Genomic DNA, 14,168 nt, shown 5'->3' on the forward strand with positions numbered 1-14,168 from the left:
CCTGCCTCCGCCCGGCCCCGGCGCCGTCTGGCCGAACCAGGCGGCGACCCCGCGCCGTTTCGGTGAGCCGGTCGCCCGGTGGTGGTGGCTGACGGGCGCCGCCGCGATGCTGACGGTCGGGCTATTGGTCGCGGTCATCGTGTACCAGCCGGCCCACCCGGGCGGCGGCACCGTGGCCGCCTCCGCACTCCCGGATGTGCTGCTGACTGCGGAGGAAGCCGCCCACGCTGTCGGCGCCGAAACGTTGTCGGGCGAACCGGTTCAAGACAAGCTGGCCGACACACCCATCGTTGACGAGGACTGCGTGGGTGTGTTGAAAGCGGCCGAGCAGAAGGCGTACGGGAAGACCGGTTGGACTGCGGTTCGGACGCAGGAGCTTGGCGACGCTCCCGCCAAGGGATGGCGGTTAATTCAAGCGGTCGTGTCCTTCCCGGACGCGGACTCTGCGAACAACTTCGTCGGCAACGCCGCGACGGACTGGCAGAGGTGCGCCGATCGCGAGCTCAACACCCGAAACGTCAACAAGGATGATCCCCGCAACGTGTTTTGGAAGACGGGATCGGTGTCGCGGGCCGGCGGCATCCTCGCGATGGACGGGGTTCAAGAGGCTCAGGGCTGGAACTGCCAGCGCGCCCTCAGCGCCCGGAACAACGTCGTCATCGACCTTGATCTCTGCGGACGAAGCGTGTCGGGGTCGGCGGTTCCACAGTTCGTGAACGCAGTCGACAAGAAAATCGACGCCCGGGCCTCGTAGGCGTCGTAGCGGCATTGACCGCACCGGCGGTCGCGGGTGTGCCAACACCGAGCAGCGAGCGGCGGCGCCCACGCTTAGGGATCTCGTGCCCGAGGTGAAGTGATATCGCCGGCGCTATCAAGTTTGTGAATCGCCGATTGGTTCCGAGGAGGCCCAAGCCAGGAGGCTCAGCGCCGCTTAGCCCCACGCTTTTCGCGCACCCGCACGTTGATGCGGATCGGCGAACCCTCGAAACCGAAGGCCTCCCGCAGCCGCCGCTCCAGAAAGCGCCGGTAGCCGGCCTCCAGGAACCCGGTGGTGAACAGCACGAACGTGGGCGGCCGGGCGGTGGCCTGGGTGGCGAACAGGATGCGCGGCTGCTTGCCCCCGCGCACCGGCGGCGGCGTCGCGGCCACCACCTCTTTCAGCCACGCGTTGAGCGGGCCCGTCGGGATGCGTGTGTCCCACGACGCCAACGCAGTCTCCATCGCGGGCACCAGCTTCTGCACAGCGCGACCGGTCCGGGCGGAGATGTTGACCCGTTGCGCCCATCGCAACTGCACCAGCTCGCGGTCGATCTCGCGCTCCAGCAGCTCGCGCCGATCCTCGTCCACCAGATCCCACTTGTTGAAGGCCAGCACCAGCGCCCGCCCAGCCTCGATGACCATCGACAGCACGCGCTGGTCCTGTTCGGTCAGCGGCTCGGAGGCGTCGATCAGCACCACCACCACCTCGGCCGCGTCGATCGCCGAGTGCGTGCGCACCGAGGCATAGAACTCGTGCCCGCTGGCCTGACCGACCTTGCGGCGCAGACCCGCGGTATCGACGAACCGCCATACCTTCCCGCCGAGTTCGATGAGCGAGTCCACCGGGTCCACGGTGGTGCCGGCGACGTCGTGCACCACCGAGCGCTCGTCCCCGGCCAGCTTGTTCAGCAGCGAGCTCTTGCCCACATTCGGCTTGCCCACCAGCGCCACCCGCCGGGGGCCGCCCGGCGCGGGCGCGGCTTCGGACACCTCCGGCAGCGCGGCCAGCACCTCGTCGAGCAGGTCGGCGACGCCGCGGCCGTGGATCGCGCTGATGGCGTGCGGCTCGCCGAGCCCCAGCGACCACAACGCCGCCGCGTCCGCCTCACCCTTCTCGCTGTCAACCTTGTTGGCGGCCAAGAAGACCGGCTTGCCCGAACGCAACAGGATCCGGGCGGCGGCCTCGTCGGCCGCGGTGGCGCCGACCGTGGCGTCGACCACCAGGATCACCGCGTCGGCGGTGCGCATGGCCACCGACGCCTGCTCGGCCACCAGCTGCTGCAGGCCCTTGGCGTCGGGCTCCCACCCCCCGGTGTCCTGCACGACGAACTCGCGGCCGGTCCACAGCGCGTCGTAGGACACGCGGTCGCGGGTCACGCCGGGAATGTCCTGCACCACCGCCTCGCGCCGGCCCAGGATCCGGTTCACCAATGTCGACTTGCCGACGTTGGGCCGCCCGACGATCGCCACGACGGGCGCGGGGCCCGCCTCGGCCTGCTCGTCGAGCTCGGATTCGACCGATTCCCAATCGCTTTCGTCGGTCCAGGTGCCGTCGGAAGTCACCGCACCGCCCCGCTTCGCTGCTCGACCAGTTCCAGCAGGTGATCGATCACCTGCGCCTCGGTCATCTCGCTGGTGTCGACAACCACCGCGTCGTCGGCGGCGCGCAGTGGCGACACCGCCCGGGTGGAGTCCAGATGATCGCGGCGCCGGACGTCGGCCAGCACCGCGTCGTAGTCATCGGTCAGGCCGGCCGCGACGTTCTGGTCGTTGCGGCGCCGCGCGCGGGTTTCGGCCGACGCGGTCAGGAAGATCTTCACCGGGGCGTCGGGCAAAACGACGGTGCCGATATCGCGACCCTCGACGACGACGCTGCCGGGCCCCTCGGCCATCTCACGCTGCAGCCCGACCAGGCGGGCGCGCACGGCGGGGACCGACGACACCGCCGAGACCGCACGGGTCACCTCGTCGCCGCGGATCTCGGCCGAAACATCCTCCCCCGCAAGGAAGTAACGGTCGCCATCGGTGTGATAGTCCACCGACAGCTGCGCCGTCGACCCGATGCGGCCGACGGCCTCGTCGTCTGTCGGGCTGATGCCCGCGCGCAGCACCGCCAGGGTCACCATCCGGTACATCGCCCCGGTGTCCAGGTAGCGAGCACCCAGCGCGCGCGCCAATCCCCTTGACACCGAGGACTTCCCGGTCCCAGCGGGCCCGTCGATGGCGACGACGACGTTCACAGGCCCACCGCCCGGTAGAGCTGCCCGACCTCGCCCTGGCTCAGCGCGCGGATGCTGCCCGGCCGCTGCTTGCCGAGCGACACGGGCCCGATGTCCGTGCGCACCAGCGACTCCACGGGGAAGCCGGCGGCGCCCAGCAGCCGGCGCACGATGCGGTTGCGCCCTTCGTGCAACACCACCCGCACCAGCGTCTTGCCCGGAATGGCGTCCACCACGGCGAATTCGTCGACGCGCGCCGGGCCGTCGTCCAATTCGATTCCCGCCTTCAGTGTCTTTCCCACGCCGCGCGGCACCGTCCCGGTCACCGTTGCCAGGTATGTCTTGGGCACCTCGTGGGAGGGATGCATCAACCGGTGCGCCAGTTCGCCATCGTTGGTCAGCAGGATGAGCCCCTCGGTGTCGGCGTCCAGCCGCCCGACATGGAACAGGTTCTTGTTGCCGCGCACCTTGCGTTCCACCAGGTCGCCGATGCACGGGCGGCCCCGGTCGTCCGACATGGTGGAGTGCATGCCCCGCGGCTTGTTCAGCGCCAGGTACACCAGCGACTCGTCGAGCACCACCCGGGCGCCGTCGACCCGGATCTCCGACGCATCGGGGTCCACGCGGGTGCCCAACTCGGTCACCACCTGCCCGTCGACCTCGACGCGGCCGTCGATGATCAGCTTCTCGGCGGCGCGCCGCGACGCAATTCCGGCCTGCGACAACACCTTTTGCAGGCGGATCCCCTCGGTCTCGACCATCAATCGTGGTCCACGTCGAACGTCAGCGCCTGGTCGGGCGCCTGACCGCCGGCGAGTTTGATGAAACGCGGCTCGCTGTCCAGGGATTCGCTGAGGTCCTCGATCGTGTCGACGTCGGGAAGCAGCGGGGCGATGTCGGGCAGGTCGGCCAGCGACGTCAGCCCCAACCGCTCCAGGAACAGGTCGGTGGTCGCGAAGGTCACGGCGCCGGTGTCGTCGTCCACCCCGGCCTCGGTGATCAGGCCGCGGGCCAACAGCGTCCGCATCACGGCGTCCACGTTGACGCCGCGGACCGCGCTCACCCGCGCCCGGGTCACCGGCTGGCGGTAGGCCACCACGGCCAGGGTCTCCAGCGCGGCGCGGGTCAGCTTGGATCGCGCGCCGTCCAGCAGCAGCTTCTCCACGTACGGCGCGAACCGCGCCCGGGTGTACATCCGCCAGCCCTCGCTGGTCTGGCGCAGGTCGATCCCGCTGTCGCGCTCGGTGAGTTCGTCGGCCATCTGCCGCAGCCGGGAGGCGACCCGGTAGACGGGTTGCCCGGTGGCCGCGCCCAGCGCCTCGGCGGTGACGGGGGTGTCGACCACCAGCAGCAGCGCCTCCAGCACCGACTCGAGTTCCCCGGCGTCCATGGGCGCCGCCTCGGCGATGTCCGGAATGCCGACATCAAGATTGACGTCGGCCTCAGATTCGCTCATCATTCGTCCCGCACTTCTAGCAAGGCTTCGCTGGCCGGAAGTTCCCCGGTCCATGAAATCTGGAGCACACCAAGCGGCTCCGACTGGTCGAATGCTACCGCCCGGCTCCGATACAGCTCGAGCAACGCCAGGAAGCGCCCGACCACCTCGATCGGCGCCTCGCAGTCGGCGACCAGCTCGGAGAACGTGGCCCACCGGCCGCTGCCGTGCGCCTCGAGGATCGCCAGCAGCTTCTTGGCCTGCTCGGGCACCGAGACGGCCACCTCGTGCAGGTGCCCGAGGGCCACCGTCGGCACAGGGCGCGGACTGAACGCGATCGCGGCGATCTGGGCGAACCGGTCGGCGTCGACGCCCAGCATCACCTCCGGCAGCAGTTCGGTGAACCGGTCCTCCAGTGACACGGAGCGCGGGTAGCTGCGCAGCGCGGTGGCCTCCAACTCGGCGAACATCTCCGCGACGTGCTTGAACGCGCGGTACTGCAGCAGCCGGGCGAACAGCAGGTCGCGCACCTCCAGCAGCGCCAGGTCCTCTTCGTCGTCGATCTGCCCGGCCGGCAGCAGCCGGGCGGCCTTGAGGTCCAGCAGGGTCGCGGCGACCACCAGAAACGCGGTGGTCTCCTCCAGGTCCAGCTGGGAGCCGATCTCGCGGGTGTAGGCGATGAAGTCGTCGGTGACCTGATGCAGCGCGACGTCGGTCACGTCGAGGCGGTGGGCGAAGATCAGCTGCAGCAGCAGATCGAACGGACCCTCGAAATTGGTCAGGCGGACTTGAAAACCGTTCTTGGGTGGCGCCTCACCGTTCGCGCTGGCCGTCACGCGCCGAATCGGTCGATGAACTCGCGGGCCAGGGCGCGGTAGGCGATGGCGCCCGTCGAGCGCGGGGCCCAGGTCGTGATGGGTTCACCGGCCACGCTGGTCTCCGGGAACCGGACCGTTCGGGTGATCACGGTGTCGAACACCAGGTCGCCGAACCGTTCCACCACCCGGGCCATTACCTCACGGGAGTTGACCGTGCGCGGGTCGTACCGGGTGAGCAGGATGCCGCTGATCTCCAGCTTCGGATTGAGCCGGTCACGCACCTTGTCGACGGTGTCGGTGAGCAGCGCCAGGCCACGCAGCGAGAAGAACTCGCATTCGGTGGGGATGACCACGCCGTCCGCGCAGGCCAGCCCGTTCACGGTGAGCAACCCGAGCGACGGCTGGCAGTCGATCAGGACGTAGTCGTAGCGATCCAGCACGGGATGCAGCGCCCGGCCCAGAGTCTGTTCGCGGCCCACCTCGTTGACCAGCTGGATTTCGGCGGCGGACAGGTCGATGTTGCTGGGCACCAGGTCCATGTACTTGACCCGGGTCTGCAGCAGCACGTCGTCGATCGACACCCGCGGCTCGACCAGCACGTTGTGGATGGTCTTCTCCAGCTCGTAGTGCGGGACGCCGAGCCCGGCGGACAGCGCACCCTGCGGATCCATGTCCACCAGCAGCACCCGCCGGCCGTATTCGGCGAGCGCGGCGCCCAGGTTGATGGTCGACGTGGTCTTCCCGACACCACCCTTCTGGTTGCACATCGCGACGACCTTGGCCGGGCCGTGCGAGGTGCGCGGCTGCGGTTCCGGGATCGCCCGCGGCGGCCGCCCGGTCAGACCGAGCTCGACGCCGCTATCCGGCTGCTCGGTCATCATGGCGGGGGTGTTCGGGAGGTGAACATCGACCGAAAGTCTAGCGGGTTCGCGGGCGTAAGCCGGGCGACCCGCAGGCAATTCACCAGCCAATTTCGCCGGATTTGCGCTGGTAGCGCGCTTGGCGACGATGATCGTTAACAGCAGTCACACCAGCATCACCGGGGAGGTGGTGGGCGGGTTTCAAACTTGATATCGCGGGCGATATCGCGGCGGCGGTATGGCAGCGAGATTGCCGCGAGGGTTGCGATTCCGGCGCCGCGACGACCGTGGTGGCAATCTCGGCGCCGCCACCCGACGGCCGTCCGAACTACTGTGTCGTCATGGACCTCAAGCGACGGATTCCCCTGCTGCGATGGTCGGTCTGGCGGATGGCGACGGGCGCGCGCAACATCACCACGACGGGCCAGATCGGCGACGGGCGCGAGGCCGCCGCGGTGGACTACGTCCTGCGCAACGCCAGGGCCGGCGACATCGACGACGTGTTGGCCACCATCGACAAGTTCGCCTACCAGAAGTCGATGCTGATCAACGTCGGCGACGAGAAGGGCCAGATCCTCGACGCGGCGGTGCGGCGCGCCAATCCGGCGGTGGCGCTGGAGCTGGGCACCTACGTGGGATACGGCGCGTTGCGCATCGCGCGGGCGGCCCCGAACGCGAAGGTGTATTCGGTCGAACTCGCCGAGGCCAACGCCGCCAACGCGCGGCGGATCTGGGCGCACGCCGGCGTAGCCGACCGCGTGACCTGCGTGGTCGGCACGGTCGGTGACGGCGGGCGCACGCTCGACGCGCTGGCCGACGAGCACGGATTCGCCTCCAATGCCCTCGACTTCGCGTTCCTCGACCACGACAAGGACGCGTACCTGGACGACCTGCACAGCATCATGGCGCGCGGCTGGCTGCGCCCGGGCGCGATCGTGGTCGCCGACAACGTGCGGGTGCCCGGCGCCCCGAAGTACCGCGAGTACATGCGCCGCGAGCAGGGCAAGCAATGGAACACCGTCGAGCACAAGACGCACCTCGAGTACCAGTCGCTGGTGTCCGACCTGGTGCTGGAGTCCGAGTACCTGGGCTGACGGCCGCCGCGCCCTACTGGGCCCGCGGGTGGGCGCCGGCCCACACCTCGCGCAGCGCGTGCACGGTGACCATCGTGTAGATCTGCGTCGTCGTCACCGAGGCGTGTCCCAGCAACTCCTGCACCACCCGCACGTCGGCACCGCCCTCGAGCAGGTGCGTCGCGAACGAGTGCCGCAGCATGTGCGGCGACACCCCCGACGTGATCCCGGCGCGCTCGGCGGCGTCCTGCAGCACCTGCCACGCGCTTTGCCGCGACAACCGCCCGCCGCGCACGTTGAGAAAGATGGCCGGCGTCCCGCGTCCGCGGCGGGCCAGCTCCGGGCGGCCGCGCACCAGATAGGCGTCCAGCGCCTGCACGGCCGGCCGCCCGATGGGCACCAGCCGCTGCTTGCCGCCCTTGCCGCGCAGCAGCACCGACCTGGCCCGGGTGTCGATGTCGTCCACGTCGAGTCCGACGGCCTCCGAGATGCGCGCCCCGGTCGAGTACAGCAGCTCCAGCAGCGCCCGGTTGCGCAGCGTGAGCGGGCCGTCGGACGCGCTGTCGCCGCCCGCGCCCTCCAGCAGCGCCAGCACCTGGTCGATGGTCAGGCTCTTGGGGAGCCGGCGTCCCGGCGTCGGCGGGCGCACCGCGCGCGCCACGTCCAGCTCGGCGAGCCCTTCGGCGGCGGCGAACCGGTGCAGGCCGCGCACCGCGATCAGGGCCCGCGCCGCCGACACCGCCGAGAGCGCCGCGGTCCCCGAGTCCGGGTCGCCGCGGCGCAACGCGACCAGGAACTCGCTGACGTCGTCCTCGCCGACCTTGGCCAGGTCGTGAATTCCACGGTCCGACAGGTGCTTGCTGTAGCGGCGCAGGTCGCGGCGATACGAGCTGAGCGTGTTGGCGGCGACACCCCGCTCGATGGTGAGGTGGTCGAGGTAGCCCTGCAGCTGGGTGTCGAGCGTCAACGCCGTTGTCATCGGGCGGCCTTTCGCGCGACGAACGCCGTCGGTTTGTCGGGCCACGGGCTGTCCACCGGCCGTGGCTCGGCGACGCCTTCGGTCACCGCGTGGGCGGCCAGAATCCCGGCAATGGCAATGGAATTCACGATCTCGCCACTGAATACCCCGCACACCGCGTCGGCGAGGGAGAACCAGCCCATCGTCATGTCCGCTTCCTCGTGATGCGCCTCGGGCCGGGGTGCCTCCGTCAGCTCGGTCGCCAGGTACACCCGTACCGACTCGTCGCTGAAGCCCGGCGCGGAATTCAGGTCGACCAGCACCTGCCAGGTTCCGGCCTGCAGGCCGACCTCCTCTTGGAGCTCACGGACCGCGGTCTCCTGCGGCGGCTCCCCCGCCACATCGAGCAGCCCGGCCGGAAGTTCCCACAACCGCCGGCCGAAGGCGTGGCGGTATTGGTAGACCATCGCGATTTCGTTGTCGGAGTTCAACGCCACGATGGCAACGGCCCCGTAGTGCTCGACGACTTCGCGAATCGCGGTGGCACCGCCGGGCATCCGCACCCGATCACTGCGCAGCGCGAAAATCTTTCCGGTGTACAGCGTTTCGGATGACGCCGTCTCGAAGACGTGCTCAGCCACGGGTCGCGGGTTCGGGTAGCGACTGGCTGACGCCGTCCCGCTGCGGGTTGCCGTTGGAGGCGTGCTCGGGGATCTCCACCGGCAGCAGCTCGCCCGACTGGTAGTCGATGGCCGCCCCGACGAACGCGACGAACAGCGGGTGCGGCCGGGTGGGCCGGCTCTTCAGTTCGGGGTGGGCCTGGGTGCCGACGATGAACGGGTGTACCTCCGGCGGATATTCGACGAACTCCACCAGATGCCCGTCGGGCGAGGTGCCAGAGAACCGCAGGCCGCTCTCGGCGATCTTGTCGCGATAGCTGTTGTTGACCTCGTAGCGGTGCCGGTGGCGCTCGGACACCTGGGTGGTGCCGTAGGCCTGTGCGACGATCGAATCCGTTTGCAACACGGCGGGATACGCGCCCAGCCGCATGGTGCCACCCAGGTCTGCCTGACCGGACACGGCCTCGACCTGGTCGGCCATCGTGGAGATGACGGGATCCGGTGTGTCGGGGTCGAATTCGGCGGAGTTGGCCTGCGTGAGCCCGGCCGAACGCGCCGCCTCGATCACGATGCATTGCAGTCCGAGGCACAGACCCAGCACCGGCAGCCCGCGCGCCCGCGCGTACCGGATGGCGCCGATCTTGCCCTCGATCCCGCGGATGCCGAAGCCGCCCGGGATCAGCACCCCGTGCACGTCGCCCAGCGCCGCCGCCGCGCCCGCCCCGGTCTCGCAGTCGTCGGACGCCACCCACTGCATCTCCACTTTGGCGTGGTGTTTGAAGCCGCCGGCGCGCAACGCCTCGGTGACCGAAAGGTAGGCGTCGGAAAGCTCGACATACTTGCCCACCAAGGCGATTCGCACGGTCTCGTGCGGCTCGTGCACCCTGCGCAGCAGGTCGTCCCACTCGGTCCAGTCGACGTCGCGGAACGGCAGGTTGAGCCGGCGCACCACGAACGCGTCGAGTTCCTCGCGGTGCAGCCGCTTCGGGATGTCGTAGATCGACGGCGCGTCCGGCGTGGAGATGACGCCGTCGATGTCCACGTCACACATCAGCGCAATCTTGTTCTTCAGCGCCTCGGGGACGTCCCGGTCGCAGCGCAGGATCAGCGCGTCCGGGGTGATACCGATGCTGCGCAGCGCCGCCACCGAGTGCTGGGTGGGCTTGGTCTTGAGTTCACCCGAGGGCGCCAGGTACGGCACCAGCGAGACGTGCAGGAAGAAGACGTTCTCGCGCCCCAGGTCGTGGCGGACCTGGCGCGCGGCCTCCAGGAACGGCTGCGATTCGATATCGCCGACCGTGCCGCCGATTTCGGTGATGACCACGTCGGGACGGTTGCCCTGGGCGTCCGGCTGCGCCATCGCCATGATCCGGCGCTTGATCTCGTCGGTGATGTGCGGGATCACCTGCACGGTGTCGCCGAGGTATTCTCCGCGCCGCTCCTTGGCGATGACGGTCGAATACACTTGTCCCGTCGTGACATTCGCCGAGCCGGACAGGTCGCGATCCAGGAACCGTTCATAGTGACCGACATCGAGGTCGGTCTCGGCACCGTCCTCGGTGACGAACACCTCGCCGTGCTGGAACGGGTTCATCGTGCCCGGGTCCACATTGAGGTACGGATCGAGCTTTTGCATCGTCACGTACAACCCGCGGGCCGTCAGCAGCTGGCCGAGGCTGCTCGCGGTAAGACCCTTGCCCAGCGAGGATGCGACGCCCCCGCTGACGAAGAGGTGCTTGGTGGCGGATTGCGGGTGCTTTCGCACAGGCGACCTCCGTGAAGACGGGCAGGGCGTCGAATTTTGCTAGCGAATAACTAGTAGGGCCTGCCGACCCACGGAAACCCACCCTAACACCCACGACCGGAGTGTCGCGTCGAACACGCCCGCTACTGCGGCACCGTGATCGACGTCGCGCCGTGACCGGTGCCGTACTGCCCGGCATGACCGCCGTTGATCAGGTCGTGCAGGCCGAGCACCGCGGTGATGCGGCCCGGCGCGGTGTCGACGTTGTCGACGGTGCTGACCGCGGAGTTGATCTGAGCGTCGGCGCGCGTCACCGCGACGGCCGCGCCGCCGGTCGCCGACCCGTCCCGCCCGGCGAGCAGGGTGCCCGACCCGTGCGGCGCCAACGCGGCGGCGAACCGGGCGACGCTCACACCCCGATTACCGGCGTCCTGCGGCAGAGCGCCGCCGGTGACGAGCAGCGCGGCGTTCGCCGCGCCCATGTGCTCGCTCGGCTGATACGTGATGAACCCCGTGTCGCGCAGCGCCGCCAGCACGGTGTCGCGCTGGGCCTCCTCGACGGGGGGGACCGCGGGGTTGGCGTTGATGAGCAGGGCGATGCCCATCAGGTCACCGGCCTGCGAGCCCTGGTCGACGAGCTTGGTGCTCAGCTGCTGGCCGGCCGGCAGGATCGACGAGTTCACCACGGTCTGCAGCTTCTCCGCGGAGTTGGCCTCGACGAATTCACTCGTCAACGACACGGTTCCGGTCACCGCGCCGCCGGCCTGACCGATGAACTTCGACACCGCGGCCACGTCGTCGTCCTTGGCGTCCGGGGTGCGAAACAGCACCACCGACTTGCCGCCGAGCGTGTCATGCACGATCCGGCCAACCAGTTGTGTGTCGAAGTTATTTGCGGCACTGAGCTTTTCGTTCAGCACGTTCTTCTGGTCGTTGAGCCCGTTGATCTGGGTGTGCAGGTCCCGCTTCTCGTCACGCAGGCTGGACAGCAGGGTGTCGGACAGGAAGCCGGAACCGAGCACGACTCCCACGGCCAACGCCAGGAAGACGGCGGCCAGCGATAACGCGTGTTGGCGAAGCGAGATCATCGTCGACCCTAGGACACTAGGTGGGCGACCCAGAGGGAAAAGTGGTTCCAGTACTCGGTGATCCAGTGCAGCACCACGCCATCGGTGCGTGACACCCACAGCGCGACGATGACGGCGATCAGCATCGTCAGCGCCAGCAGAGCGATGGCCCCCGCCGAGATGTGGTTGCGGTACAGGGTGGCCACGGCCTTGGCGTCCACCACCTTCTCCCCCACCCGAAGCCTGGTCAAGAACGTCGAGGGGTTGCTGTGCGCGCGGGTCCGGTCGAAGAACGTCTCGATGTTGGCGGTGTGGCCCGCGGTAACCAGCAACGCGGCGCCGTGATGATCGGCCAGCAGCAGGGCCAGGTCGATCGCCGAGCCCGCGGCCGGGAACGTCATGGCCCCGACGCCGAGGTCCTGGATGCGTTCCAAACCGGGTGCGTGGCCGTCGGCGTCGGCGGGCAGCACGACCTGGGCGCCGCACTTGAGGGCGTCGGCACTGATCTGGTCGGGATCGCCGACGATGATCTGGGGCCGATACCCGGCCTTGCGCAACACATCCGCGCCGGTGTCGACGCCGATCAGCACCGGTTGGTACTCCTTGATGAACGGCTTGAGCGACTTCAGGTCCTCTTCGGCGCTCGGCTCGTCGGCGACGATGACCACGTGCCGGCGGCGCAGGTCGACGTCGATGTCGGGGATGCCGATGCCGTCGATCAACAACGGGCTCTCACTCTTGATGAACTCAATCGTGTTGCCCGCGAAGGCCTCCAGGTGGGCGGACAGCCCGCTCTTGGCTTCCCGCATCAAGTCGGCGATGTCGTGGTCGGTGCGCTCGGTGCCGCGGACCAGCCTGCGGTCGCCGGAGTACACCCCGCCTTCGTAGAGCCGGATCTTGGCGCCGTCCTTGACCTTCTTGAAGATGTCGGGCCCGGTCTCGTCGATCAGGGTGACCCCGTTGTTGACCAGCACCTCCGGCCCCATGTTGGGATAGCGGCCCGACACCGAGGGCGAGGCGTTGACGACAGCGGCGATATCGGCCTCCACCAGGGCGTCCGCCGTGATGCGGTCCAGATCCAGGACGTCGAGCACCACGATGTCGCCGGGGCACACCCTGCGCAGCAGACGGTCGATGTTCCGGTCCACCCGCGCGGTGCCGACGAGGCCCGGCCGGGCGGTGTTACGGGTAAGCAGCCCTGACATCTTCATGGGGGCGATTCTGTCGGGGATGCCCGGATGAGGCGTGGAGGCGCGCCGTAACATCAGCCTCAGAAGTTATCTAGAGTCCCATTAGTCACAAGCCGATGCCGAGATGGTCTCGAATGTCGACTTGTTGTGCGAAATGAGCCGTTCTGCCCACGACAAGTCGACGCTCGGCCCGGGCCCCTCGAATCAGATCTCGTCGCGCTGGGCCGCGTCGAGCAGTTCGCGGGCATGGGCGCGACCGCTGTCGGACTCGCCCAGGCCGGCCATCATGCGCGCCAATTCGGCGACCCGCTCGTCGTCGATGACCCGGCGCACCACGCTGGTCCCCTTCGGGCCGGCGCCGTGCACCACCAGATGCACATCGGCGTACGCCGCGACCTGCGGCAGGTGCGTGACCACGATGACCTGATGCGTGCGCGCCAACCGCGCCAGCCGCCGCCCGATCTGCACCGCGGCCCGGCCACCGACGCCGGCGTCGACCTCGTCGAACACCATGGTGGTGCCCGCTGCCGAGGCCGCCAGCACCACCTCCAGCGCCAGCATCACCCGGGACAGCTCGCCGCCGGAGGCGCTCTTGGCCAGCGGCAGCTGGTCCATCCCGCGGTGTGCGGCGAAACCGAATTCGACCTGGTCGACGCCGTCCGCGCCGGCCCGGGCCAACTCGCCGGTCGGCAGCGCGAGCGCCGCCGGATCCTCTTTGTCGGTGACCACGTCGTCGCGCACGTCGATGCTGAACTGCGCGTCGGCCATCGCCAGCCCGGACAGCTCGGCGGTGACCTCCTTGGCCAGTCGCTTGGCCGCCTTGCGCCGGATACCGCTGAGATCGACTGCGGCCTGGGCTAATTCACGCGCGAGCTCGTCGACCCGGGCGGCCAGCGCCGTCAGCCCCTCCTCGGAGACGTCGAGTTGGGCCAGCCGTTGCCTTGATTCCTGGGCCCACTGGAGCACCCCGTCGACGTCCGCGGCGTACTTGCGGGTCAGCGTGCGCAGTTCGGCTTGCCGGGTCAGCTTGGCCTCCAGCGCGCTGGCGTCGACCGGCAGCTCGTCCAGAAAGCCGCTCAGTTCGCCGGCCGCGTCGGCGACCACCGTCAGCGCCTCGCCGACCTGCCCGGCCAGCGCCCGCAGCTTTGCGTCGTCGGTGGACTCCAGGGCGGCCTTCGCGCGCCCCAGGCCGTCGGCGGCGCTGTGCCCCGACGCCTCCGCGTCGTCGGGCGCCCCGGAGAGCGCGGCGTGCGCGGTGATCGCCGCCTCCCGCAGGGTGTCCAGTTCGGAGAGCCGCACGATGTCGGCGACCAGCGCGTCGTCCTCGCCCGGTTGCGGGTCGACCGCGTCAATCTCGTTGAGCGCGAAGGTGAGCCGGTCGGACTCCAGCGCGAGTTCGCGCATGCGGTTGCGGCGGTCGGCGAG

Annotated in this window: 14 protein-coding genes; 2 read left to right on the forward strand and 12 right to left on the reverse strand. The window is 69.2% G+C overall.

Annotated elements, in window-relative coordinates; translation table 11 throughout:
- A partial coding sequence (locus A9X04_RS21355) for a sensor domain-containing protein (RefSeq protein WP_067924701.1) occupies window positions 1–754 on the forward strand: 754 nt, incomplete at its 5' end.
- Between the two features lie 167 nt (window positions 755–921).
- On the opposite strand, the gene der is transcribed toward A9X04_RS21355, so the two are convergent.
- From der to A9X04_RS21385, 6 genes are read right to left on the reverse strand one after another with little or no spacing between them, the layout of a single operon-like run.
- Window positions 922–2,322, reverse strand: coding sequence for a ribosome biogenesis GTPase Der (gene der, locus A9X04_RS21360; RefSeq protein WP_067924706.1), 1,401 nt, complete (start codon window positions 2,320–2,322; stop codon window positions 922–924).
- Window positions 2,319–2,999 carry a (d)CMP kinase gene (gene cmk, locus A9X04_RS21365; RefSeq protein WP_067924709.1) on the reverse strand — a complete coding sequence of 227 codons (681 nt, stop codon included), beginning with the start codon at window positions 2,997–2,999 and terminating at the stop codon, window positions 2,319–2,321. Before cmk ends, der begins: the two co-directional genes overlap by 4 nt.
- Window positions 2,996–3,739: a pseudouridine synthase gene (locus A9X04_RS21370; RefSeq protein WP_067924712.1), complete on the reverse strand. Its 744-nt coding sequence runs from the start codon at window positions 3,737–3,739 to the stop codon at window positions 2,996–2,998. The genes cmk and A9X04_RS21370 overlap by 4 nt, the downstream gene beginning before the upstream one ends.
- Window positions 3,739–4,434 carry an SMC-Scp complex subunit ScpB gene (gene scpB, locus A9X04_RS21375; protein WP_067924716.1) on the reverse strand — a complete coding sequence of 232 codons (696 nt, stop codon included), beginning with the start codon at window positions 4,432–4,434 and terminating at the stop codon, window positions 3,739–3,741. Before scpB ends, A9X04_RS21370 begins: the two co-directional genes overlap by 1 nt.
- Window positions 4,434–5,249 carry a segregation/condensation protein A gene (locus A9X04_RS21380; protein WP_067924719.1) on the reverse strand — a complete coding sequence of 272 codons (816 nt, stop codon included), beginning with the start codon at window positions 5,247–5,249 and terminating at the stop codon, window positions 4,434–4,436. Before A9X04_RS21380 ends, scpB begins: the two co-directional genes overlap by 1 nt.
- Complete coding sequence (locus A9X04_RS21385) at window positions 5,246–6,109, reverse strand: ParA family protein (protein ID WP_067924742.1); 864 nt, start codon at window positions 6,107–6,109, stop codon at window positions 5,246–5,248. The genes A9X04_RS21380 and A9X04_RS21385 overlap by 4 nt, the downstream gene beginning before the upstream one ends.
- Window positions 6,110–6,432: 323 nt before the next feature.
- Here A9X04_RS21385 and A9X04_RS21390 point away from each other — a divergent pair, with 323 nt between their 5' ends.
- Complete coding sequence (locus A9X04_RS21390; RefSeq protein WP_067924722.1) at window positions 6,433–7,185, forward strand: O-methyltransferase; 753 nt, start codon at window positions 6,433–6,435, stop codon at window positions 7,183–7,185.
- 13 nt (window positions 7,186–7,198) lie between these two features.
- On the opposite strand, the gene xerD is transcribed toward A9X04_RS21390, so the two are convergent.
- From xerD to recN, 6 genes are all read right to left on the reverse strand, one after another.
- Window positions 7,199–8,143: a site-specific tyrosine recombinase XerD gene (gene xerD, locus A9X04_RS21395; RefSeq protein WP_067924727.1), complete on the reverse strand. Its 945-nt coding sequence runs from the start codon at window positions 8,141–8,143 to the stop codon at window positions 7,199–7,201.
- A complete protein-coding gene (locus A9X04_RS21400) occupies window positions 8,140–8,763 on the reverse strand; it encodes an NUDIX hydrolase (protein WP_067924730.1) in 624 nt (207 codons plus the stop codon). The genes xerD and A9X04_RS21400 overlap by 4 nt, the downstream gene beginning before the upstream one ends.
- Window positions 8,756–10,507 (reverse strand): CTP synthase, encoded by a 1,752-nt coding sequence (locus tag A9X04_RS21405; protein ID WP_067924733.1) that lies wholly within the window; start codon window positions 10,505–10,507, stop codon window positions 8,756–8,758. Before A9X04_RS21405 ends, A9X04_RS21400 begins: the two co-directional genes overlap by 8 nt.
- 122 nt (window positions 10,508–10,629) lie before the next feature.
- Window positions 10,630–11,574: a copper transporter gene (locus tag A9X04_RS21410; RefSeq protein WP_067924736.1), complete on the reverse strand. Its 945-nt coding sequence runs from the start codon at window positions 11,572–11,574 to the stop codon at window positions 10,630–10,632.
- A gap of 8 nt (window positions 11,575–11,582) precedes the next feature.
- Window positions 11,583–12,764 (reverse strand): putative cytokinetic ring protein SteA, encoded by a 1,182-nt coding sequence (gene steA / locus A9X04_RS21415; protein WP_067924739.1) that lies wholly within the window; start codon window positions 12,762–12,764, stop codon window positions 11,583–11,585.
- Window positions 12,765–12,947: 183 nt separating this feature from the next.
- Window positions 12,948–14,168 (reverse strand): DNA repair protein RecN (gene recN, locus A9X04_RS21420; protein WP_067924743.1); only part of this gene is annotated, 1,221 nt, incomplete at its 5' end.

The organism is Mycobacterium sp. E3247 (assembly GCF_001667785.1).
Lineage (GTDB): Bacteria > Actinomycetota > Actinomycetes > Mycobacteriales > Mycobacteriaceae > Mycobacterium.

What these genes read in the sequence shown, in the direction of transcription:
- A9X04_RS21370 (WP_067924712.1), bottom strand. Translation starts at nt 3,739, where the DNA reads ATGGTCGAGACCGAGGGGATCCGCCTGCAAAAGGTGTTGTCGCAGGCC.
- scpB (WP_067924716.1), bottom strand. Translation starts at nt 4,434, where the DNA reads ATGAGCGAATCTGAGGCCGACGTCAATCTTGATGTCGGCATTCCGGAC.
- A9X04_RS21385 (WP_067924742.1), bottom strand. Translation starts at nt 6,109, where the DNA reads ATGACCGAGCAGCCGGATAGCGGCGTCGAGCTCGGTCTGACCGGGCGG.
- A9X04_RS21390 (WP_067924722.1), top strand. Translation starts at nt 6,433, where the DNA reads ATGGACCTCAAGCGACGGATTCCCCTGCTGCGATGGTCGGTCTGGCGG.
- xerD (WP_067924727.1), bottom strand. Translation starts at nt 8,143, where the DNA reads ATGACAACGGCGTTGACGCTCGACACCCAGCTGCAGGGCTACCTCGAC.
- A9X04_RS21410 (WP_067924736.1), bottom strand. Translation starts at nt 11,574, where the DNA reads ATGATCTCGCTTCGCCAACACGCGTTATCGCTGGCCGCCGTCTTCCTG.
- steA (WP_067924739.1), bottom strand. Translation starts at nt 12,764, where the DNA reads ATGAAGATGTCAGGGCTGCTTACCCGTAACACCGCCCGGCCGGGCCTC.